The following is a 21,314-nucleotide window of genomic DNA, read 5'->3' as shown; positions in this document are numbered from 1 at the left end:
GCACTCGTTCCCGAGTCTGCAGTCGGCCGCGCGTTCTCTCGCCACTCCCGGAGGGATCGCGGCTCTCGCCGCGGGATCGGCGGCGGTGGGGTTGACCTACGCCACGGCCATCGAGCGGAACGCCTTCGCGCTGCGGGAGACCACCATGCCGGTGCTCGCCCCGGGGTCGTCGACGCTGCGTGTCCTGCACATCAGCGACCTGCACATGATGCCGGACCAGAAACTCAAGCAGAACTGGGTGCGTGAGCTCGATCGGCTCGAACCCGATCTCGTCGTGAACACCGGCGACAACCTGTCCCACCAGCGGTCGGTGCCGGCCGTGGTGCAGTCGCTCGGGTCGCTCCTCGGTCGGCCAGGGCTGTTCGTGTTCGGCTCGAACGACTACTTCGCGCCCGTGCCCAAGAACCCCCTTAGGTACTTCTCGAAGAATCACAAGAAGGTGTTCGGGAACCCGCTGCCGTGGCAGGACCTGCGGGCGGCCTTCACCGAGCGCGGGTGGATGGACGTCACCCACGTCCGCCGCGAGCTCGAGGTGTCCGGCGTCCGGATCGCGACGGCCGGGGTGGACGATCCGCACCTGAAGCGTGATCGCTACGACACCATGGCCGGCGCGCCGAACCCCATCGCCGACGTGAGCATCGGCATCACCCACTCTCCCGAACCGCGCGTGCTCGATCGCTTCGCGGCGGACGGATACGACCTGGTGCTCGCGGGACACACCCACGGCGGCCAACTGTGCCTCCCGTTCTACGGCGCACTGGTGACCAACTGCGAGCTCGACCGCTCTCGCGTCAAGGGACCCTCGCGCTGGGGTGCCCACACCCGACTGCACGTCTCGGCCGGACTCGGGACGTCGCCGTATGCGCCGTACCGCTTCTGCTGCCGTCCCGAGGCAACCCTGATCACCCTCGTTCCGGCGAAGCGTCCGCCCAGGACCTCACCCGAACAGGGCGTTTCGCGTTCCGAAGCCATGGTGCGATAGAGTTGCAGAGCTGCCCTGACGGGGAGTGAACGGCCACGGGGTGTGGCGCAGCTTGGTAGCGCGCTTCGTTCGGGACGAAGAGGTCGTGGGTTCGAATCCCGCCACCCCGACTCGTGGTTGAGACACGAAGGAAGGCCCTGCACCGGGATGCCGGTACAGGGCCTTCCGTCATGTCGGGGTCAGGGCCAGGGGACCGTGGCCTGCAGAACCGCTTCCTGCAGCGCAGTCGTGCGGAGCTCCGTCACCTTCTGATACTCCGGATCGGCCACCATCTCGCTGAATGCCGTTCGCGAGGGATAGCGGACGAGAAGCACCGCGTCCCATCTCTGTCCGGTCTCCGCGACGAGCGTTGTCGAGCCGTCGCCCGCGAACAGGACCTCGCCCCCGTGGCGGGGGAGGAAGGTCTCGTCGAGCTCACGCGCGTAGTCCGCGTACGAGTCCCGACCACCCTCCGCGAAGCGGAGGAGGTTGAGCATCACCACCGGTCCCCCGGGATCGTCTTCCAGGAAACGCTTCAGGTCTCTTCCACGAGGATCGATGGCCATGTCTCCAGTATGAGAGACACTCGCCGTCGGAACAGCCGAATCCCGGCGTCAGACCGGTGATGCCACGAGCAGCCGGACCGTCCCGATCGGGCCGTCGTCCTGCAGCCGACGCTTCGCGCGCTGGTACGCCACGCGCAGTCGCACGCTCGTCGTCAGGTCCCCGAAGACGTCGGGTTGGGCCAGGAACGCACCGGGGCTGTCGTGGTCGGCCCGCGCCAGTGCGCAGAGCTGATCCGCCGCCCGGTCGGGCAACGCCACTCCCCCTTCGATGCATGCGCACCACGCCGCGAGCATCAGTGCCGCGTGATCGATCGACCGGTCGTCGCGCAGTCTGTCCCGCACGACGGGCAGGACGAACTTCGGGATGCGCGACGTCGCGTCGACCACCTGACGCGCCACCGTGTCCTGCACGGCCGGGCTGCCGAAGCGTGCGAGCAGATCGTCGATGTACGTGTCGAGGTCCACGCCGGGAACGAGTCCCACGGTGGGCGCCGCCTCGTGGCGCATGTACGAGGCCACGAAGGCCCCGAGGTCGGGGTCGGCCATCACCTCGTGCACGAACGTCTTCCCGGCCAGCACACCGAGGTACCCGAGCATCTGATGGGAGGAGTTGAGGAGTCGGAGCTTCATCCGCTCGAACGGCACGACGTCCGTGACCACCTGGACGCCCACGTCCTCGAACGGTGGCCGGCCGTCGGAGAAGTCGTCCTCGAGAGCCCACTGCGCGAACGATTCGGACCGCACCGGCCAGGCGTCGTCGATGCCCGTCCGGCGGCGCACCGAGTCGATCACGGCCGGCGACGTCGCAGGGGTGATCCGGTCCACCATGGAGTTCGGGAACGCGACGGAGTCGTCGATCCAGTCGGCGAGCGCGCCGTCGTGGTGACGGGCGAACGACACCAGCGCGGCACGGGCCACGGCACCGTTTCCGACGATGTTGTCGCACGACATGACGGTGAACGGCGCGGTGCCCTCGTCGCGGCGACGGCGGAGTGCCACCGTGAGGAACCCGAGGACGCTGACCGGCGCGTCGAGAGACATCAGGTCGTGGCGCGTGGCGTCGTCCCGGGGATCGAAGGCACCGGTCGCGTCGTCGATGCCGTAGCCCGACTCGGTGATGGTGAGCGAGACGATGTGCGTGGTGGGTGCCGCGAGCGTCGCGACGACGAGATCCGGGTCGTCCGGCGCGTAGAGGTAGCGGGCGATGGACCCCACGATGCGGGTGTCCTTCGCGCCGTCCGGATGCACCGTGCTGAGGGTGTAGAGCTGGTCCTGGGCAGCGGCGGTGTCACGCGCCGCCGCGTCGGCGGGCATGACACCGACACCGCAGATCGCCCAGCCGAGGTGCCCCGCGGCGAGCAACCGGTCGACGTACATCGCCTCGTGCGCTCGATGGAAGGCGCCGACACCGATGTGGACGATGCCGCACACCAGGGTCGAGCCGTCCACTCGATGACGCGGAACCGTCACACCCGCAGGCGGTGCGGTGAGGGCGTCCTGGATCGAGATGGTCACGGCAGCGGTGCCTTTCGAGTGGTACGACGTGGAACGCGGTGGCGCTCCCGTTCACCGGGATCGAGCCGGTGAGACAGAAGAGCGCCACCGCAGCTGGGGACGGCCAGTCAGCAGGCCGACTTGTACACGTACTGCGCGCCGTCGCCGTCGATCGTGTCCGCGGTGATGACGTGGAATCCGGTGGAGATGTCCTTCTCGGTGGGCTCGTCCTCGAGCGAGGCGACGGCCTGCTCGACGCCGTCGGTGCCGATGGTGGCCGGCTGCTGGGCGATGAGCGCCTGGACCGTTCCCTCGCGGAGCTGCTTCACCTGGGCGGGGCCGGCGTCGAAGCCGACGATCTTGACCTGCTCCTGCTTCCCGGTCTGGCGGACGCCGGTCGCGGTGCCCTCCGCGGCGAAGGTGTTGGTGGCGAAGACACCGACGATGTCGGGATCCTTGGCGATGGCGGCGGAGATCAGACGAGCGGCCTCGGCCGGATCGTTGTGGCTGTACTGCACTCCGAGGTACTGGAAGGCCGAGTTGCCCGCGGCCGCATCTTCGAATCCCTTGACGCGGGCGTCGGTGGTGGAGACGCCGGGGTCGGTGGAGATGACGATGACCTTGCCGCCGTTCGGGTTCAACCCCTCGATCGCGTTGAACGCTTCGGCGCCGCCGCCCTCGTTGTCCGACGAGATGGCCGACACGGCCTTCGACGGATCCTCGAGCGTCGTGTCGACGAGGACGACCTTGATTCCGGCCTGCGCGGCGGCGTCGAGCGGTGCCTGCATCGCGGACACGTCGGTGGGGGCGATGAGAATCGCGGCGGGACGAGAGGCGACGACCGAATCGACGATCGGCTTCTGCAGGGTCGGGTCGAACTTGGCGGGACCCTGGACGTCGACCGTGTAACCGGCGGCCTGAGCGGCGTCCTGGATGCCGCACTGCATGCTGATGTAGAACTCGTCGCCGCTGACGCCCTGGATGAACGCGAGCTTCTTCTCACCGCCGCCCGAGTCGGACGAACAGCCGGCGAGCACGAAGGTGGAGAGTGACGCGGCTGCCAGCGCAGCGGCGGCGACGGTCCGGGATGTACGCATGGGTGAGTGATCTTTCCGGTAGGCCGAGCGTGGTGAGTGGAGTGTGCGATGAGGCCGAGCGACGGTGGTACGTCAGGGGTTTCGAGCCCACAGTCGTTTCAGTGAGGACGTCGACGCCCCGCGGGTGGCGGCGGCTCGGCGGCGTTGATCGAAGTACACGGCGGCGATGAGCACGGCACCGACGGCGACCTGCTGCCAGAAGGGCTGCACACCGACGATGACGAAGCCGTTCTGGAGCACGGCGGGAATGAAGAGTCCGATGACGGTGCCGAACATGGTGCCCACACCGCCGAAGAGGCTGGTGCCGCCGATGACGACCGCGGCGATGACGTTGAGGTTGGTCTGCGACTGGCCGGCGATGGCCGTGGTGCCGTACTGCGAGAGCGACAGGATGCCCGCGAGACCGGCGAGCGTGCCGGACAGCGCGTAGACCTTGATCAGGTGCAGGTCGACCTTGATGCCGACGCGCCGGGCGGACTGCTCCTTGGACCCGACAGCGAAGGTGTGCAGGCCGAACCTTGTGCGGTGCAGCACGATACCGAACACGATGACGAACACCAGGGCGATGAAGGAGATGAGCGGGATGGTGGTCGCGGGCACGTTGCCGTAGCCGATCGTGTCGACCAGCACCGGCGGCACGTCGCGGATGTCGACACCACCGGTGATGACCTGGGCGAGACCCAGTGCGCCGCCGAGCGTCCCCAGCGTCGCGATCAACGGAGGCACCTTCGCGATACCGATGAGGAACCCGTTGAGCAGCCCCCACGCCAGCCCGCAGGCGACGGCCACGAGGATGCCGATGACGGCCGCACTCCAGCCCTCGCCGCCGACGGCCCGCATCACCTTCGCGGCGACGACGCCGGAGAAGACCAGGACAGAGCCGATGGAGAGATCGATACCGCTGGTGACGATGACGAACGTCATCCCGATGCCGAGGACGGCGAGGATCGAGACGTTCTGGATGATCTGCCGGATGTTGCCCCACTCGGGGAAACTGTTCGGCGCGAGAATCGAGAACAGGATGCTGATCGCCAGCAGCACGATGACGATCTGGAACACCTGGACACGGGCGAGGCCGGCGAGGCTGCTCCGCAGATCGAACGAGCTGCCGCTCGACGACGGTTCGGGGGCCGAGGATCCCGCTGATTTCGGCAAGGTCTGATTGCTCATCTCGCGGCTCCCACCGTCGCGCCGGTCATCGCGCCGACGAGTGCTTCCATGGTCGTGTTCTTGGCATCGAGCGTCGCGACGCGCTTGCCCAGGCGCAATACCTGGACGCGGTCGGCGACCTCCATGACGTGCGGCATCGAGTGGCTGATGAACACCACGGCGACGCCCTTGTCGGCCACTCGACGAATGGTGTCGAGCACGTTGCGGGTCTGGACCACGCCGAGTGCGGCGGTGGGTTCGTCGAGGAACACCACACCCTTGGCCCAGGCCACGGCGCGGGCGATGGCGATGGCCTGCTGCTGGCCACCGGACATGGCTCCGACCGGATCGGTGAGGCTGCGGACGGTGGCCCCCAGTTCGTCGAGCGCCGCACGCGACTGCGTGCGCATCTCGGCCGTGTTCAGGAAGCCGAGCTTGCCCAGCAGGCCCGCCGCGGGAATCTCGCGCCCCAGGAACATGTTCTGGGCCGCGTTGAGGTGCGGAGCGAGCGCCAGGTCCTGGAACACCGTCTCGATGCCCAGATCTGCTGCTGCGGTGGGGTTGTCCAGGTCGACGGTCACGCCGTCGTAGAGGATCTCGCCGGAGTCCAGCGCCAGGCTGCCGGACAGCGCCTTGACCATCGTCGACTTGCCGGCGCCGTTGTCGCCGATGAGTGCGACCACCTCGCCCGCGTAGATGTCGAAATCGGCGTCGTCGAGCGCGCGCACGTTCCCGAAGCTGCGGGAGAGCCCGCGTGCCTCGAGGACGGGCGTGGCGCCGTCGGGGTGGTTGCTCATGAGAGCTCCTCGGATGAGTCGGTGTCGCGTGATGAGTCGGTGTCGTGAGCGGGTGCGAGAAGCGGGTCGTTCGGCACCTCGATGATCAGGTCGGCGCGGCGGGCCGCCGCGGCCACGATCTCCGCGTTGCGGAGGTCGACGTCGCGGGTCCACTGCTCGGCGTCCGCACGCGACTTGCCGTGGTGTCGGTGTCGGGCCACGAGTCGTTCCGCGCGCACCGTCGTCGGAACGTCGAGGTACCAGACCTCGTCGAGCTCCGAGCGCACCGCGTCCCACCCGCCGTCGTCGAGCAGGAGGTAATTGCCCTCGGTGATCACCATCGCGGTGTCGCGCTGCACGGGGACGGCGCCGGCGATCGCGGCCTCGATCGACCGCTCGAACCGCGGTGCATAGATCGTCTCCGCCGTCTGGTTCCGCAGGCGGCGCAGGAGCGCGACGTATCCGTCGACGTCGAAGGTGTCGGGCGCACCCTTGCGTCCACGGCGCCCGAGCCGGATCAGCTCCTCGTCGGCGAGGTGGAACGCGTCCATCCCCACCAGCGTGGAGTCGGTACCGAGTTCCGCCTGAAGCAGTGCGCAGAAGGTCGACTTGCCCGCGCCCGGTGCACCGGTGACACCCAGCAGCCGGCGACCGCCGGATCCGTCGCGCAGCACGGACGCCAGGTGGCTCACCATCTCAATGAGATCGGCCGGCGCGTAGCGCCGACGGTCCTCGCGGCCGTCCGGCGTGCCGGCGTCGTTCGAAGCTGCGTACATGTCCGTCCCTCGTCGAATCGCGGAACTCGATCGACCCGACCATCGTGGGGGCGGGTCGTCGTGCGGCCCGAGCCGCATCGCGATGCGGATCAGTGTGACCCACGCAACTCGCCGTGTCACGCGTTTCGCGAAAATTCATGTCACCGGTGACATGGGCACCGATCGGTCGAGCCTCCCCGATTCGTGGAGGACACTCCCGAGAGAAGGATCAGCGCAGTTCAGCGATGTTTCTCGGCAATCGGGCGCAGAATTGCACACGGTGACGTACGGTCCGTGTCATCGATGTCATGGACCACCGCAACGGAGGTCATGACATCGATGACATCGCATCACCGCCACACCCACGACTCCCCAGAAGGCAGAACCGACATGTCGCAGAGTTCCCCGTCGAAGTTCAGCGGCCGCACGATCCTCGTCACCGGGGCCAGCGGCGGTATCGGCGCCGCCACAGTGCGGCGCCTCGTCGCCGACGGCGCCGACGTCATCGCGTCCGGACGGAACGAGGCCGCGCTCGCTGCTCTGCAGGAGGAGACCGGCGCACGTCCGCTGCCGTTCGACCTCACGTCGGAGGACAGCATCCGTGAGGCCCTGTCGGGCCTCGAGCTCTACGGCGTGGTCAACTGCGGCGGCTTCGGCGGCGAGATCGCCACCCCCCAGGACACCGACATCGACATCTTCGACAAGGTCATCTCCATCAACGCGCGCGGCAGCCTCCTCGTCATCAAGTACGCGGCTCCCGCGATGATCGCCGCCGGAGCCGGGGCCATCGTCAACGTCTCGAGCCAGGCATCGCTCGCAGCGCTCCCCGGACACATCTCGTACGGATCCTCGAAAGCGGCTCTGGACAACATCACTCGCGTCGCGGCACTGGAACTCGGGAAGCACGGCATCCGGGTCAACAGCGTCAATCCCACCGTCGTCATGACGGAGATGTCCGCCTTCTACTGGGGGCGCCCGGAGATCGAGGGCCCGTTCCTGTCGCAGATGCCGCTCGGTCGGTGGGCCACCGAGGCCGAGATCGCGGCCCCCATCGCGTTCCTGCTCAGCGACGACGCCTCGATGATCACCGGGGTGTCTCTTCCGGTCGACGGCGGGTACACCAGCCGCTGACCCGTCATACTGTCCCGGCACGTACGAAGAAGGTGGCCCGATGACCACGATGCAGGATGTCGCGACACTGGCCAACGTCAGCGCGAAGACGGTGTCCCGTGTCTACAACGACGATCCGCACGTCGATCCCGAGACTCGCGCTCGGGTCAACGCGGCGCTCGAATCGTTGAACTACGTTCCCAACACCATCGCGACGTCGTTCCGCGCCGGCCACACCGGTGCCATCGGGGTCGCCGTTCCGGACATCGACGATCCCTTCTTCGCGTCGATCGCGCGTGCGGTGGAGAACCGAGCCCGGCTGCACGACATGGCCGTCATCATGACCAGCCTCGGTCACGACGCGTCCCTCGAGAGCTCACTGGTGGAATCGCTCTTGCGCAGACAACTCAGCGGCCTGGTGATCGCGCCCATCGGTACCGACCACGCCTATCTCAAGCGGTGGGCCGAGCGCACCCCCACCGTGTTCGTGGACCGCGCGCCCTCCGGGCTCACCGCCGACACGTTCGTCGACGACGATCACGGCGGTGCCTGGACGGCCACCACCCATCTTCTCGATCGGGGCCACCGGCGCATCGCTCTGGTCGGCGACGACATCTCCATCAGCACCGCGTTCAACCGCCTCTCCGGGTATCGAGATGCGCTGGAGAGCAACGGGATCGAGTACGACGACACGTTGGTCGTCACCGGAGTCCTCGGCCGCGATCAGGCACGGGAGGCGATGCGCACACTGCTCGACTCCTCCGCGCCGCCCACGGCGCTGTTCCTGTCCAACGCCCGCACCGCGATGGCGTGCGTGCCCGAACTGCAGAAGCGCGGAGCGACGCGCCCCGCGTACGTCGGCTTCGGCGACTTCCCGCTGGCCGACGCTCTGTGCCCGCCCGTCACCGTGATCGACCAGAACCCAGCCGAACTCGGGCTCCAAGCGATCGATCGCATTCTCGGACGCATCGAGAACCCGCGCCGGCGTTACCGCCGCCGCAACGTGCTCGGAGTCGAGCTGATCGAGAGGGAATCGTGCACGCTCCCCGACGGCGCCGCGTCACCGCAGTGACACGGTGACGCCTCCCTCGGCGAGGGTGACCGTCAGCTGATCCAGGGTGTCGACCTGCAGGTCCGCGTCCAGGTCGGCTCGGTCGTGCGTGCCTCCCACACCGATCACCGTGCAGCCCGCGGCCCGTGCCGATCGCACTCCGGCGGGCGCGTCCTCGACGACCAGGCAGCGGCTCGGATCGATCCCGAGCGTGCGCGCCGCGAGGAGATAGGGCTCCGGGTCCGGCTTGCCGTGTGCCACGTCCGCAGAGGTCACCATCGCGGTGGGTGCGGCCAGACCCGCCGCTGCGAGACGGGCGTGCGCCACGGGCGGTGCACCCGACGTCGCGATCGCCACCCGCGAGGCGGGCAGTGCCGAGAACATCTCCAGCGCACCGGGGGTGGGGACCACGTCGGCCACGTCGCGGGTCTCCAGATCACCGAGCCGCAGCGCCGCTGCCGGCCCCTCCACGTCGCCGAGAAGCAGCGCCATCGACTCCGCCGCCGTCATTCCGTGCGCGATGTCCGCGACCGCGAATCCGTACTCGTCGCCGACCTGGGCCCAGCACCGCGCGACGGCCGCCGTGGAGTCGACGAGAGTGCCGTCGAGGTCGAACAGCATCGCGTCGAACGTCCGCCCGACGACACCACCCCGGTCCGCGGGCGGGGACACCAGTCCCAGCGCCCGGCGGACACGGAACAGTTGCTGCGCGGTGGTCAGAGACGCGTCGACGCGCAGATGCGGGACCGTGGGGCTCGAGTGCGGCGTGTCGGCGCGGTGGCGATCCCGGTCCAGACCGCGGTCCGCGCGGCGCCGGGCGAGCAACGCCTCGCTGCCGTCGACATGGACGACGACCACCGGCGCAGGGGCCACGGACTCGAGAAGAGCCGCCCACTCGTCACCACCCTGCAGTTCGCGGGTGAACGGCGCGACCATCACGGACCGCACGCCCACCGACGTCAGTTCTTCTGCGACGGAACGCATCACGGCATATCGACCGGCACGGATCAGGGGCGCCGCGTCGCCGGAGTCGTTCCAGTGTCCACTGCCCAGCAGCGGACTCAGCACGTCGAGCAGCGGCGCCGTCAGGGTGTCGAGGTCGAGCAACGGCGCTGCGAGATCACGGGCGACCGCTGCTCCGAGGGTCGACTTGCCACTGCCGGCGACCCCGGCGATCACCATGTGCGGGCCGCTGTTCCACGCGATCTCTTGACAGGAGGTGTGCACGATGACGATCATAGAAGACAACGTTGTCTCGCAGCAATGCCGGACCGTCACCCACCCTCGATCGAGAGTTCTCCCGTGACCCACCGCGCCAGCATCAAGGACGTCGCCGCACTGGCAGGCGTCAGCTTCAAGACTGTCTCGCGCGTGGTCAACGGTGTCGACACGGTGCTCCCCGAGCTGCGCGAGCGCGTCGAAGCGGCGGTGGCGGAACTGAACTACGTTCCCAACTCCGCCGCACGATCACTGAAGTCCGGATCCGGCACCACCATCGGCATCGTGGTCGACTCCATCGACGACATCTTCTTCGCCTCCCTGGTACGCGCGATCGAGGAGCGTGCGCTCGATCGCGGCATGGGAGTCATGGTCGGCAGCACCGGGTTCGATCCCGAGCGCGAACTGTCGCAACTCACCCGCCTCGCCGGTCAACACGTGCGCGGCATCGTGCTCGCCCCCGTCGGCGATCACTCGTCGTTCCTCACCCCGCGCCGCCACACCCTGCCGGTGGTGACCGTCGACCGCTCGATCCCGGGTTTCGACTCCGTCACCGTCGACGACTACTCGGCGGCTCGACGCGCCGTCCGGGTGCTGGTCGACGCGGGGCACCGGCGGATCGCCCTCGTCGGTCACGATGCGCGACTGCAGACGGCGCAACGTCGACGCGACGCGTACGTCGACGTCCTCACCGAGCACGGTCTCAGCGCCCCGGGCGACGGCATTCCCGAAGTGGCGCCGTCACCGGACGCGGTGCGCCCGGTGGTGCTCGACCTGCTCGCCCTCCCTGAACCCCCCACGGCGCTGTTCGTCTCCAACGCCCGCCACGCCAGTGCCGTCGTTTCGGTCCTGCACGAGATCCACCGCACGGACGTGGCCATGGTGTCGTTCGGCAGCTTCGCTCTGGCCGACGCCGTCGATCCGCCCGTCACCTGCATCGACCAGAACCCGTACGAGATCGGAGCCGCGGCGTTCGACCGTCTGCTGCTGCGTTTCGACGATCCCACCCTCGACGCCGTGGCCGGCCTCGCCGACACGACACTCGTCGAGCGCAGCTCGCATCTCGCTCCCCCGAATCGACAGTCCCCCAGCGCTGGAAAGCGGTACCGCCCGTGAGCATGTCCCTCGTCGCCGGTCTCGACCTCGGCAGCACCGGAATCAAGATCCTCGTCAGCGACTCCTCGGGTTCCGAGGTCCTGATCGAGCAACTCGCCACTCCCTGGACGCACGGTGCCGGCGGTACCACCGACATGGCGGCGGACGATCTCCTCGACACCGTGCGTCACCTGGTGGAGATCGTCGCGCGCCGACTGCCGGACGTCACCGGTGATCCGAACGCCCGGCTCGATGCCGTCGCCGTCTCGGGCATGGGCGAGACGGGCTTCCTCGTCGACGCAGGGCTGGAGGTCGTGGCGCCGTCGTTCGCGTGGTTCGACCCGCGCGGCGGGGAGCAGGTCGCCGCCCTGCCCGAGCCGCTGCGGGCCGCGTTCGCAGCGACCACGGGAATCCCTCTCGGGGTGCAGGTCTCGGTCGCGAAGATCCTGCATCTGCAGTCCGGCGGACTGGACCTCACCGGACTCCGATGGCTGGATCTGCCCGCGTTCGTCGTCGCCGCTCTCGGCGGACGGGCTGTCAGCGAGTACTCGCTGGCGTCGCGAACGGGGCTGCTCGACCAGGACACCGGCGCCCCCTGGCGGGACATGCTGGCGCACCTCGGTGTCGACGACACCTTCCTCCCGCCGCTCGTCGCTGCCGGCACCGCACTCGGATTCGCCTCGGCGCCATGGCTTCCCGAGCTCGTACGCGGGGCCGCCCTCACGGTCGCGGGCCACGACCACCTCGTGTCCGCGGTGTCCGGCGGCGACATCGCCGACGACACCTACCTCGTCTCGATGGGTACCGCGGAGGTGTTGTTGCGCGTCCTGGACACGCCACCGTCCGCGGCCAGTCGCGCGCGACTGGCCGAGCACCTGATCAACTCGGTCCGCCACGTCGTGCCCGGCAAGTACGTGCTGGTGGCCGGTGTGAAGTCGGGACTGCTCATGCGCCGCGCACTGCAGTTGTGCGACATCACCGATCGCGCCGGGCGGGACGGGCTGGACCAGCGCGTGCAGGCACTGCCGTCCGCGGGATCCGTCGCCGAGGGTGGTGTCACCGTCTCCGGTGCACGCAACGACGACGGTGTGCTCGCACTGACCATCCGGACCGACGGGGTGGACGCCGCCGAACTCTTCCGCGCCGTGCTGCTCCACGGGAACGACGAGGTGGCCCTGCTGGTCGCCGCGCTCGACCGTGAGGTCCCGCCCGCACGGCGCAGCATCCTCACCGGTGGCTGGGCGAGCATGGCCTGCGTCCGCGACGCCCGCGCCGCCGTCCTGCCCGACATCACCACCTCCGGCCGAACACAGGACACCGCCTACGGCGCAGCCCTGTTCGCCTCCAGACTGCTCGACTCGAGCGACCGAACCCCACCTCGCACCACCGACAGGAGCTCCGACATGAACGACCTCACCACACTGGAACGACGCGGCATGGCCGCTATCTCCACTGCGAACGGCAACATGCTGATCGTGGCCGGCGACCAGCGCAACGGCATGAAGGCCGTCATGAACGACGCCCCGGACGGTCCGGACTCCATCTCGAAGGATCAACTCGCCGATGCCAAGGGCGATCTCGTGAAGTACCTCGGCAACCACGCTCCCGCCATCCTGCTCGACCCGGAGGTGGCGCTCCCCCGCGTCGTCGACGAAGGCACGTTGTCGCGGGACACCGCGCTCGTGGTCGGGATGGACGCCTCGGGATTCGAGACCGTGGACGGCCTGAAGTTCACCCGCTTCGTCGACGGCGTCACCCCGCGCGTGGTGCGCGATCTGGGCGGCGATGTCGCGAAGATGTTGTGGTACATGCGCCCCGACCGTCAGACGGCGGACTCGCGGGTCGGCCGGGAGATCGCCGAACTGGTGAAGGCGTGCTCGGCCGAGGGTCTGCTGCTGATCGTCGAGATCCTCACGTACCGGCTCGAGGGCGAATCGGCCGTCGACTACGCGGAGCGCTTCCCGTCCCTCGTGGCCGAGTCCGCCCGCATCTCCGTCGAGTGCGGTGCCAAGGTGCTCAAGCTGCAGTACCCCGGATCGGCCGAAGCCTGTGCCGCCGTGACCGCCGCCGCGAACGGCGTGCCGTGGGCCGTCCTGTCCGCCGGTGTGGATCACGAGACGTTCATCGAGCAGGTGCGCACCGCCGTGGCGAACGGCGCCAGCGGCGCGATGGCGGGTCGCTCCCTCTGGAAGGACAGCATGGCCGTCTCGGCCGACACCCGTGAGCAGCTGCTGACGGACCGCGCGCTGCCGCGCCTGCGCGAGCTGGCCGAGGCCGTCGACAACCGCTGACCCACACGCGACACGCGATACCGGACCGTCGAGTCTGCCTATCATGACGGCATGACACGGTTCCGGTTCGCGGTCGCGTTCATCGCGGTGACAGCAGTGCTCGGTCTCGCCGGTTGCTCCGACAGCTCCGGTGACACACAGTTCGACGGGCTCACGGTCGGCCAACGCGTGTACGACCGCACCGGGGACTCGCTGGGTCCGGCCGACGTCGAGGCGCTGGAGCAGCGACTCGACGCGCTCCGCGCCGAGACCGGGGCCGACGTCGTCGCGTACGTCCGCGAGCTGGACGCCGACTCGGACGACACCCTCGATCAGGTGGAGGCACTCCAGCAGGCGTGGGTGTCGACGGCGGACGTCGATCAGGACGTCGCCGGTGCCATCCTGATCAACCGCGAGCCCGGTACCGACGACGAGGCTCGGGCCGGGATCTTCCTCGGTTCCACCTTCGACGACGGCAATGTTCCCCGCGACGAGCAGGAAGCGATCGTCGAGGACGCCCTGGTGCCGCCGCTGCGCGACGGTGACGTCGCGGGCAGTCTGACGAACGGCATCGACCGGCTCGAGTCCTCCATCCTGGTCGGGCCACCGGTGACGGCGCTCGACGAGTTCGCCGCCGGGCCGGGGTCGACGTGGCTCCCGTGGACCGGTCTCGCCGTCGTGCTGGTCGGCTCCGCGGGCGCGGCGCAGATCTACCATCGCCGTTCGCGGCCCACGGTGTCGGCGCAGCCTCCGACGACCTACCGACCCGATCACACCACCGATCCCGCGATCGTCACGGCTCTGGTCCATCGGAGCGCGCAGGCGAGTGCGGTGCCGGCCACGCTGCTGGCGCTCGCGGCGGCCGACGCAGTGGCTCTCGAGTCCGAGCCGGGTTCCGGGTCGAAGAAACGTGGCAAGGACACGCTCCGAGTCCGACTGCTCGACCGCGGCAAGGTACGCGGCGACGTGCAGGACGCCGTCTGGACCATGCTGTCCGAGAAGGCCGAGGGCGACGTGGTGGACAGCGCCGCGCTCACGACGCTCGCGCAGGGTCACGGCGCGACGAAGGCCGTCGTCGACGCGCACCTCGAGGCGAACGGGTGGGTGCGCCACGGTACGGCCGGACCACGCTGGGGTCTGGTCGGACTGGCACTTCTCGGCGGTGCAGTCATGGTGGGCGCAGGCGTGGTCGCTGCTTCCGGGGCCCCGATCATGCTGGTCGCCGCGATTCCCGGCGGGATCCTGCTGATCGCCGGCCTCATCATGACGGTCGCCTACTCACGATTCTCGGCTGCCGGTCTCGACGCCGCTCGTCCCTGGGAGGCCTACCGTGACGGGTTGAAGCAGTCGGGAAAGGACGACGACTCCTCGCTCGATCTGGACGACGCACTGCCCGACATCGTCGCGCTGGGGCTCGGCTCCACGTTCACGAAGCGCCTCGAGGCGGCCACGGACGCGGACGGCGGAACGACGCTGCGTGCCTTCGCCTCACCGTCCGGATCACTGCACGCCTCGGACCCGGCACTGCTGAACTGGGTCGTCTTCTCCTCGGTGTTCACCTCGACCAACAGCAGCGCCGGCACGGTGTCCGGGGCCGGCGCGGGTGGCGGTGGCGGCGCCGCGGGGAGCACCTGAGACCATTCCGGGTGTGACCGACACTCCGTCATCACGTCCCGCGTATCGCAACGGCGCGGGCAGCAGCGCGCTGGTCGCGGGCATCGTCGCGCTGGTCTGCGCGTTCGTGCCCTTCGTGGGAGACATCGTCGCGGTGCCCACCGGCATCCTCGCGGTGGTGTGCGGATGGGTCGGTATCGGCCGGGACGAGGACGGCACGGCCACCAACGGCCGCGAGGCGATGATCGGAGCCGCGCTGGGCGGCGCCGCACTGTTCGTCGTCTTCGTGTCCTTCGCCGCCACCACCCTCTGAGCCGACGGAGTGCCGCCGTAACGGCGCGGAAACCGAGAAGACCGACGAACGACACGGGCAGGGCCGACACTGTGTCCCATGGTGTCGTTGTCGAGGTTCACTCGCGGTCGGGCGGGCACGCATCCGGTCGACCACATTCCCCCGCTGTCGGTGCTGGCTCCACTCGGCTTGCAGCACGTGCTCGCGATGTACGCGGGCGCGGTCGCCGTCCCTCTCATCGTCGGCAGCGCCCTGGTCGCTGCGGGGGAACTGCAGTCGAGCGACCTGCCGTACCTCATCACGGCCGACCTGTTCGTCGCCGGGATCGCGACACTGATCCAGGCGGTCGGGTTCTGGCGCTTCGGGGTACGACTACCGCTGATGCAGGGCTGCACGTTCGCCGCGGTGACGCCGATGATCGCCATCGGCTCGCAGTACGGCGTCACCGCCATCTACGGTTCCGTGATCGCGTCCGGCGTGTTCATGATGGCGCTGGCGCCGGTGTTCGCGAAGCTGCTCCACCTGTTCCCGCCTCTGGTCACGGGCACGGTCATCCTGATCATCGGCCTGTCGCTGATGCCGGTGGCGGCCGGATGGTTCGGCGGCGGAACGGGATCCGAGGACTTCGGTGATCCGAAGTACATCGGGATGGGCGCACTCACGTTGCTGATCATCCTGCTGATCGAACGGTTTGCTCCCCCGGCCGCCAAGCGACTGAGCATCCTGCTCGGACTCGTCGCCGGCACCGTCATCGCGATCCCGCTGGGCATGACCGACTTCAGTGGTGTGCGGGAACAGGACTGGGTCGGCGTGACCACGCCGTTCCACTTCGGATTCCCGACGTTCGAGGTCAGCGCGATCATCACCATGTGCATCGTCGCGCTGGTCATCATGACCGAGACCACGGGCGACATCATCGCTGTCGGCGAGATCGTCGACAAGAAGGTTCCGCCTCGCCGTCTGGCCGACGGTCTGCGCGCCGACGGCCTGTCGACGATGCTCGGTGGCATCTTCAACACGTTCCCGTACACGGCGTTCGCGCAGAACGTGGGGCTGGTGGCGATCACGGGCGTCAAGACCCGCCATGTGGCCACGTTCGCCGGCGGCATCCTCATCCTGCTGGGGTTGCTGCCGAAACTCGGTGCCGTGGTGGAGGGTGTGCCGCTTCCCGTGCTCGGTGGCGCGGGCATCGCACTGTTCGGCATGGTGGCCGCGAGTGGCGTCCGCACGCTCGCGCAGGTGTCGTTCAACAACACGAACATCCTGGTGGTCGCCGTCGCGGTGGGCGTCGGACTGTTGCCCACGGTGTCGCCGGACCTCTACGACCGGTTCCCCGACTGGTTCCAGACCATCTTCCACTCCGGCATCAGCGCGGGTGCGCTGTGCGCGGTGGTCCTGAACATGCTGCTGAATTCGGAGTCGTTGCGCGACAAGCTGTCCACCGACACAGATCCGCCGGCCCACGACGCTGTGCGTGGACCGGCGCTCTGATCGATCCGTCGGTCAGGAGGACGCTGCGCGGAGCTTCTCGAGCAGTGGCCCGGCGGCCTCGGCAAGGAAGCGCTCCTGGGTCTCGTCGCCGACCTGCACGAGTGCGATGTCGGTGAAACCGGCCTCCCAGTAGGGCGCCACCTTCTCGACGATTGCATCGAGATCCGGTCCGCAGGGGATGGTTCCGGCCACGTCCTCCGGCCGGACGAACTGTGTCGCACCCGCGAAGCCGGCCGTCGTCGGCAGGTCCGCGTTCACGGCCCACCCACCCGCGAACCAGCGGAACTGGTCGTGCGCGAGCTCGGTGGCCGCCTTCTCGTCCGGACCCCAGCAGATGGGGATCTGACCGATCTTCTTCGACTCCCGGTTCAGGCCCGTGCCGATGTGCCTGGCCTTGTCCCAGCCCTCGACCAGCTCGGACTTCGGCTCCGTCGAGATCATGTGGTCGCCGAGCGGCGCGAACCGCTCGATCGACTTCGACCCCGAGACCGCGATGCCGATCTCGAGCGGGTGTTCGGGGGTGTCCCACAGGCGCGCCGAGTCGACGCGGTAGTGCTCGCCCTGCCACGTGATCAGTTCACCCGACTGAAGTTGCCGGATGATCTTGACCGCTTCCTCGAACATGTCCTGACGCTTGTCCACCGAGGGCCAACCCTCGCCGACGACGTGCTCGTTCAGGTTCTCGCCGCTTCCCAGGCCCAGCGTGAAACGGCCGTCGGCGAGGATCTGCAGCGTTGCCGCCTTCTGCGCGACGATCGCCGGGTGGTACCTGATGATGGGGCAGGTCACGTACGTGTAGAGGCCGACTCGGGACGTCGCCTGCGCCACCGCGCCGAGCATCGTCCAGGCGTAGGACGCGTGTCCCTGCGACGACAACCAGGGTGAGTAGTGATCGCTGGACACCTCGAAGTCGAACCCGACGTCCTCCGCCTTCACGGCGTAGTCGACGAGCTGCTTGGGTCCGCTCTGCTCGGTCATGAGGGTGTAGCCGAAACGTGTCATGGGCGTGGGTCCTCTCTAGATGGTCGCGACGGAACCGGAGTCGACGCGGTAGTTCGAGCCGTTGACGAAGCTGGCGCGCTCCGAGCACAGGAACGTGATCACCGACGCCACTTCCTCCGGGGTACCCCGTCGGCCGAGTTCCATGAACGGCCGGTCCTCCTTCAGGAAGCTCTCGATGGCCTCGTCGCGGTCGGTGCCACGCTCGTCGGCTCGCTTGTCCATCATCGCGTCCGTCATCGGGGTGTGGATGAAGGCCGGAGACACCGCGTTCACCAGGACACCCTCGGACGCATACGTCTTCGACAGTCCCTTGACCAGCGAGAGGATGCCGGCCTTGGCCGCGCAATAGGGCAGCTCGTCGATGTAGGGCTGCTCCGCATCCTCGGACGCGAGCAACACGATGCGCCCCCATCCGCCCGCGCGGAGTTCGGGAAGGAAGGCGCGCACGACGCGCACCGGCCCGAGAAGATCGACCTCGATCGTCGTCGACCACCCGTCGTCGTCGATTTCGTGGAACATGCCCTGTGCGCCGGTGATGCCGGCGCTCTGCACCAGGATGTCCACGGTGCCGAGCGCCTCGACCGCCTTCGCGTGCATCGCCTCGACGTCGGCGGGCTTCGTCACGTCCGCGGCGAACGCCGTGACGGCACCCTCCGGTCCGGTGAGCTCGGCAGCGCCGGCGGCCAGCTTGTCCTGGTCTTTGTCCGTGACGAAGACCCGGACACCCTCGTCGAGCAGCATCTGCGCCGTGCACCACCCGATTCCCGAGTCCGCGCCGGTGACGACAGCAGTTCTGCCCGTGATTCCGAGGTCCATGTGGTCCTACTTTCCTGTGTCGGAGGTCGTGTGGTCGTGGCCGCTGGCGAGCGTGAGCGCAGCGTTGATGAGAGCGAGATGGGAGAGCCCTTGCGGGAAATTGCCCAGGAAGGTCGACGGTTCGTCCTCGGCCGACCGGTCGGGGTCGATCATCTCGGCGAAGAGGCCGACGTCGTTGCCGCTGGTGACCAGTCGATCCATGAGTGCGGTGGCCTCGTCGTCGCGGCCGAGCTTGGCGAGGGCGCCGACGACCCAGAACGAGCAGGCGACGAACGTACCCTCGACCATCTGCATGCCGGAGTAGCGGTAGAGGTGGTCGCCGGAACCGAGTTCGTCGCGCAGAGCGTCTACGGTCCTCGACATCCGCTCGTCGTCGACGCACCGACTGCCCGCGTGCAGCAACACGGAGGCGTCGAGCTCATCCGTGCCCGGGTACCAGACGTAGGCGCCGCGCGACTCGGACCAGCAGTTGTCGTCGATCCACTGAGCGATGTGGTCGCGCTCGGTCACCCACCTGTCCGCGATGCCGGGAATCATGCCCTGCTCGGAGAGGTGCACCGCACGGTCGAGCGCGTGCCAGCAGCCCATCTTGGAGGATGTGTAGTGCCGGATCGTGGGCAGCTCCCACATCCCGGCGTCCTTGCGGCGCCAGATGTCACACGTCGTGTCGGCGATCTCCGCGAGAAGTCGACCGGTGGGCGCATCGAGTACGTTGCCCGCGTCGACGTAGAGGGACACGATGTCGAACAGGTCACCGAAGATCCCCTGCTGCAACTGAGTTGCCGCCTCGTTACCGTTGATCACCGGACCGACGCCGCGCCACCCCGGCACGTCGGGATATGTCGAGCCGCCCGGGATCTCGCCGTTCAGGGTGTAGAACACCTGCGTGATCTGCTCGTTGCTGCGGATGATGCGCAGCAGCCACGCCACCGCGGCGTGGACCTCCTCGCGCAGGCCGAAGCGGATCAGCGCCTTGATCGTGTACGCGGTGTCACGCACCCACGCGTAGCGGTAGTCCCAGTTCTTCGCGCCGGCCCACCGCTCCGGCAGCGAGGTCGTCGCCGCTGCCGCGATGGCACCGGACGGGCTGTACAGCAACAGCTTCAGTGCGAGGGCGCTGCGATGGACCTCGTCGTGCCAGGGGCCCTCGTACCGGAACTCCTCGGACCACATCTGCCAGTTGGCGATCGTGCGATCGATGCCCGAGTCGACGTCCTCCGGCACCGGGAGATACAGCGGTTCCACCTCGGTACCGACCACGGCCACGAGGGAGCGCGAACCGACCGCGGTGGTGAATCGACCACTGATGGAGCGAGATTCGAGCTCGATGTCGTCGGCATTGAGAGTGCGCACGCCCAGAGTGACACCGTCGACGCGCAGCACCGTGCCGTGCACCGTCTCGTACGACCACGGCGACGCCGTTCCCAGACACGTCCCCGGAGCGACGGACCACTCCATGTCGACACTGCCCTCGACGCCCTCGACGCGCCGTGCGAGCTCGGTCCACGGAAGGCGTCCCGCCACACCGGTGTTCAGTGAGTCCGTGACGTTCACGACGCCCGACTCGGTGGTGAACGTCGTGACCAGGACATTGGTGCCGTCGGCGTACCGACGCGTGGTCGTGAACTCCTCCGCCGGGCGCATCGAGATGTAGCCGCCGGACTCGGCGTCGAGCAGTGCCGCGAACACCGGCGCGGTGTCGAGATTGGGAACGGGAAACCAGTCGATGCGCCCGTCGTCCGCGATGAGCGCGACGGTGCGGCCGTCGCCGATCGCCGCGTAGTTCTCGATCGGTGCGTAGCCGTTCTCTCTCATTCGAGGCGCGCGATCATCGAACTGTCGATGTGCGCCAACAGGTCTGCAGGATCGTCGTACACCGCGGTGGCGCCGGCCTCGGTCAACTCGGCACTCGAGACGCCGCCACTGCGCACTCCGATACACGGGACGCCCGCTGTGACGGATGCCTTCACGTCCCACACGGAATCCCCGACGAAGACGGCGCGCTCGGCACCGACGCCGGCACGGTCCAGCGCGATGTCGACGATGCGCGGCTCCGGCTTCGCCGTCTCGACGTCCTCCGACGACGTCAACTCCGAGACGATCTCCTCGACCCCGAGAAGTCCGCGAAGGATCGCGAGTTCGTTCTCCGGTGCCGAGGTGGCGAGTACGACCTGCAGCCCGCGGTCTGCTACCGCGCCGAGCAGGTCGAGCGCACCGGGCAGCGGCGACAGCAGGGAGGACATCTCCTCGTAGTACTGCGTGTGTAGTTCCTTCGCGCGTTCCGCCGCGTCCTCGGGTGCGTCACCCGCCAACGACGAGAGCAGCTTCGCGCCGTCCATGCCGATCGAGCGGTGAATCCGCCACGAGTCCACAGCGATACCGGCGTCGGAGAAGGCACGAGCCCAGGCGTGGACATGGGCGTAGTTCGAATCGACGAGCGTGCCGTCGATGTCGAACAGAACGGCGGGAGAAGTCACTCTCCTCGACTACCCGGGGGTGGGGGACGACAAACGGCGGGAGGGCAGCGTCACGACCGGGTGGCCGTGCGGGTGGACAC

General features: G+C 68.5%; 19 protein-coding genes and 1 tRNA gene. 9 read left to right on the top strand and 11 right to left on the bottom strand.

Features of this window, described 5'->3' with window-relative positions; translation table 11 throughout:
* Positions 1–16: 16 nt before the first annotated feature.
* The gene (locus tag HQ308_RS19630; protein WP_222647593.1) at positions 17–982 is read left to right on the top strand and encodes a metallophosphoesterase; all 966 of its coding nucleotides are present in this window, start codon (positions 17–19) and stop codon (positions 980–982) included.
* A 36-nt stretch (positions 983–1,018) separates the two neighbouring features.
* Positions 1,019–1,092 (top strand) — tRNA-Pro (locus HQ308_RS19625).
* Positions 1,093–1,161: 69 nt separating this feature from the next.
* On the opposite strand, the gene HQ308_RS19620 is transcribed toward HQ308_RS19625, so the two are convergent.
* From HQ308_RS19620 to HQ308_RS19595, 6 genes are all read right to left on the bottom strand, one after another.
* Entirely contained in the window at positions 1,162–1,527 is a 366-nt protein-coding gene (locus HQ308_RS19620; RefSeq protein ID WP_222647562.1) for a DUF1330 domain-containing protein, read from the bottom strand.
* Between the two features lie 48 nt (positions 1,528–1,575).
* Positions 1,576–3,042: a mannitol dehydrogenase family protein gene (locus tag HQ308_RS19615; protein WP_222647561.1), complete on the bottom strand. Its 1,467-nt coding sequence runs from the start codon at positions 3,040–3,042 to the stop codon at positions 1,576–1,578.
* A 107-nt stretch (positions 3,043–3,149) separates the two neighbouring features.
* Complete coding sequence (locus HQ308_RS19610) at positions 3,150–4,118, bottom strand: ABC transporter substrate-binding protein (RefSeq protein ID WP_027506674.1); 969 nt, start codon at positions 4,116–4,118, stop codon at positions 3,150–3,152.
* 72 nt (positions 4,119–4,190) lie between these two features.
* Positions 4,191–5,288, bottom strand: a complete 1,098-nt coding sequence (locus HQ308_RS19605) for an ABC transporter permease (RefSeq protein WP_222647560.1) — start codon at positions 5,286–5,288, stop codon at positions 4,191–4,193.
* The gene (locus HQ308_RS19600; RefSeq protein ID WP_027506672.1) at positions 5,285–6,064 is read right to left on the bottom strand and encodes an ATP-binding cassette domain-containing protein; all 780 of its coding nucleotides are present in this window, start codon (positions 6,062–6,064) and stop codon (positions 5,285–5,287) included. Before HQ308_RS19600 ends, HQ308_RS19605 begins: the two co-directional genes overlap by 4 nt.
* Entirely contained in the window at positions 6,061–6,819 is a 759-nt protein-coding gene (locus HQ308_RS19595; protein ID WP_222647559.1) for a nucleoside/nucleotide kinase family protein, read from the bottom strand. Before HQ308_RS19595 ends, HQ308_RS19600 begins: the two co-directional genes overlap by 4 nt.
* Positions 6,820–7,188: 369 nt before the next feature.
* Here HQ308_RS19595 and HQ308_RS19590 point away from each other — a divergent pair, with 369 nt between their 5' ends.
* Positions 7,189–7,929 (top strand): SDR family oxidoreductase, encoded by a 741-nt coding sequence (locus HQ308_RS19590; protein WP_027506671.1) that lies wholly within the window; start codon positions 7,189–7,191, stop codon positions 7,927–7,929.
* 40 nt (positions 7,930–7,969) lie between these two features.
* Positions 7,970–8,980 carry a LacI family DNA-binding transcriptional regulator gene (locus tag HQ308_RS19585; protein WP_027506670.1) on the top strand — a complete coding sequence of 337 codons (1,011 nt, stop codon included), beginning with the start codon at positions 7,970–7,972 and terminating at the stop codon, positions 8,978–8,980.
* Here HQ308_RS19585 and HQ308_RS19580 read toward each other — a convergent pair.
* Positions 8,969–10,186 carry an HAD-IA family hydrolase gene (locus tag HQ308_RS19580; protein WP_222647558.1) on the bottom strand — a complete coding sequence of 406 codons (1,218 nt, stop codon included), beginning with the start codon at positions 10,184–10,186 and terminating at the stop codon, positions 8,969–8,971. The two genes, HQ308_RS19585 and HQ308_RS19580, sit on opposite strands and share 12 nt — an antisense overlap.
* A 75-nt stretch (positions 10,187–10,261) precedes the next feature.
* Between HQ308_RS19580 and HQ308_RS19575 the strand changes: the two genes are divergently transcribed.
* The 5 genes from HQ308_RS19575 to HQ308_RS19555 all read left to right on the top strand — a co-directional run bounded on the left by HQ308_RS19575 (position 10,262) and on the right by HQ308_RS19555 (position 16,939).
* Positions 10,262–11,293, top strand: coding sequence for a LacI family DNA-binding transcriptional regulator (locus HQ308_RS19575; RefSeq protein WP_051613560.1), 1,032 nt, complete (start codon positions 10,262–10,264; stop codon positions 11,291–11,293).
* A gap of 2 nt (positions 11,294–11,295) precedes the next feature.
* Complete coding sequence (locus tag HQ308_RS19570; protein WP_261776360.1) at positions 11,296–13,563, top strand: FGGY family carbohydrate kinase; 2,268 nt, start codon at positions 11,296–11,298, stop codon at positions 13,561–13,563.
* 51 nt (positions 13,564–13,614) lie between these two features.
* Positions 13,615–15,177 (top strand): TPM domain-containing protein, encoded by a 1,563-nt coding sequence (locus HQ308_RS19565; protein ID WP_222647556.1) that lies wholly within the window; start codon positions 13,615–13,617, stop codon positions 15,175–15,177.
* Between the two features lie 13 nt (positions 15,178–15,190).
* Positions 15,191–15,469, top strand: coding sequence for a hypothetical protein (locus tag HQ308_RS19560; protein WP_027506667.1), 279 nt, complete (start codon positions 15,191–15,193; stop codon positions 15,467–15,469).
* A 78-nt stretch (positions 15,470–15,547) separates the two neighbouring features.
* Positions 15,548–16,939, top strand: coding sequence for a nucleobase:cation symporter-2 family protein (locus HQ308_RS19555; protein ID WP_082544397.1), 1,392 nt, complete (start codon positions 15,548–15,550; stop codon positions 16,937–16,939).
* Between the two features lie 12 nt (positions 16,940–16,951).
* Here HQ308_RS19555 and HQ308_RS19550 read toward each other — a convergent pair whose 3' ends face one another.
* From HQ308_RS19550 to HQ308_RS19535, 4 genes are read right to left on the bottom strand one after another with little or no spacing between them, the layout of a single operon-like run.
* Positions 16,952–17,941: an LLM class F420-dependent oxidoreductase gene (locus HQ308_RS19550; RefSeq protein WP_027506666.1), complete on the bottom strand. Its 990-nt coding sequence runs from the start codon at positions 17,939–17,941 to the stop codon at positions 16,952–16,954.
* Positions 17,942–17,956: 15 nt separating this feature from the next.
* Positions 17,957–18,757 carry an SDR family NAD(P)-dependent oxidoreductase gene (locus HQ308_RS19545; RefSeq protein ID WP_027506665.1) on the bottom strand — a complete coding sequence of 267 codons (801 nt, stop codon included), beginning with the start codon at positions 18,755–18,757 and terminating at the stop codon, positions 17,957–17,959.
* Positions 18,758–18,763: 6 nt separating this feature from the next.
* Positions 18,764–20,572, bottom strand: coding sequence for a glycoside hydrolase family 15 protein (locus HQ308_RS19540; protein ID WP_222647555.1), 1,809 nt, complete (start codon positions 20,570–20,572; stop codon positions 18,764–18,766).
* Positions 20,569–21,234: an HAD family hydrolase gene (locus HQ308_RS19535; protein WP_222626304.1), complete on the bottom strand. Its 666-nt coding sequence runs from the start codon at positions 21,232–21,234 to the stop codon at positions 20,569–20,571. Before HQ308_RS19535 ends, HQ308_RS19540 begins: the two co-directional genes overlap by 4 nt.
* Positions 21,235–21,314 lie beyond the last annotated feature (80 nt).

This window comes from Rhodococcus sp. BP-241, assembly GCF_019836145.1.
Classification (GTDB): domain Bacteria; phylum Actinomycetota; class Actinomycetes; order Mycobacteriales; family Mycobacteriaceae; genus Rhodococcoides.
This window is presented reverse-complemented; position numbering and strand designations above follow the sequence as displayed.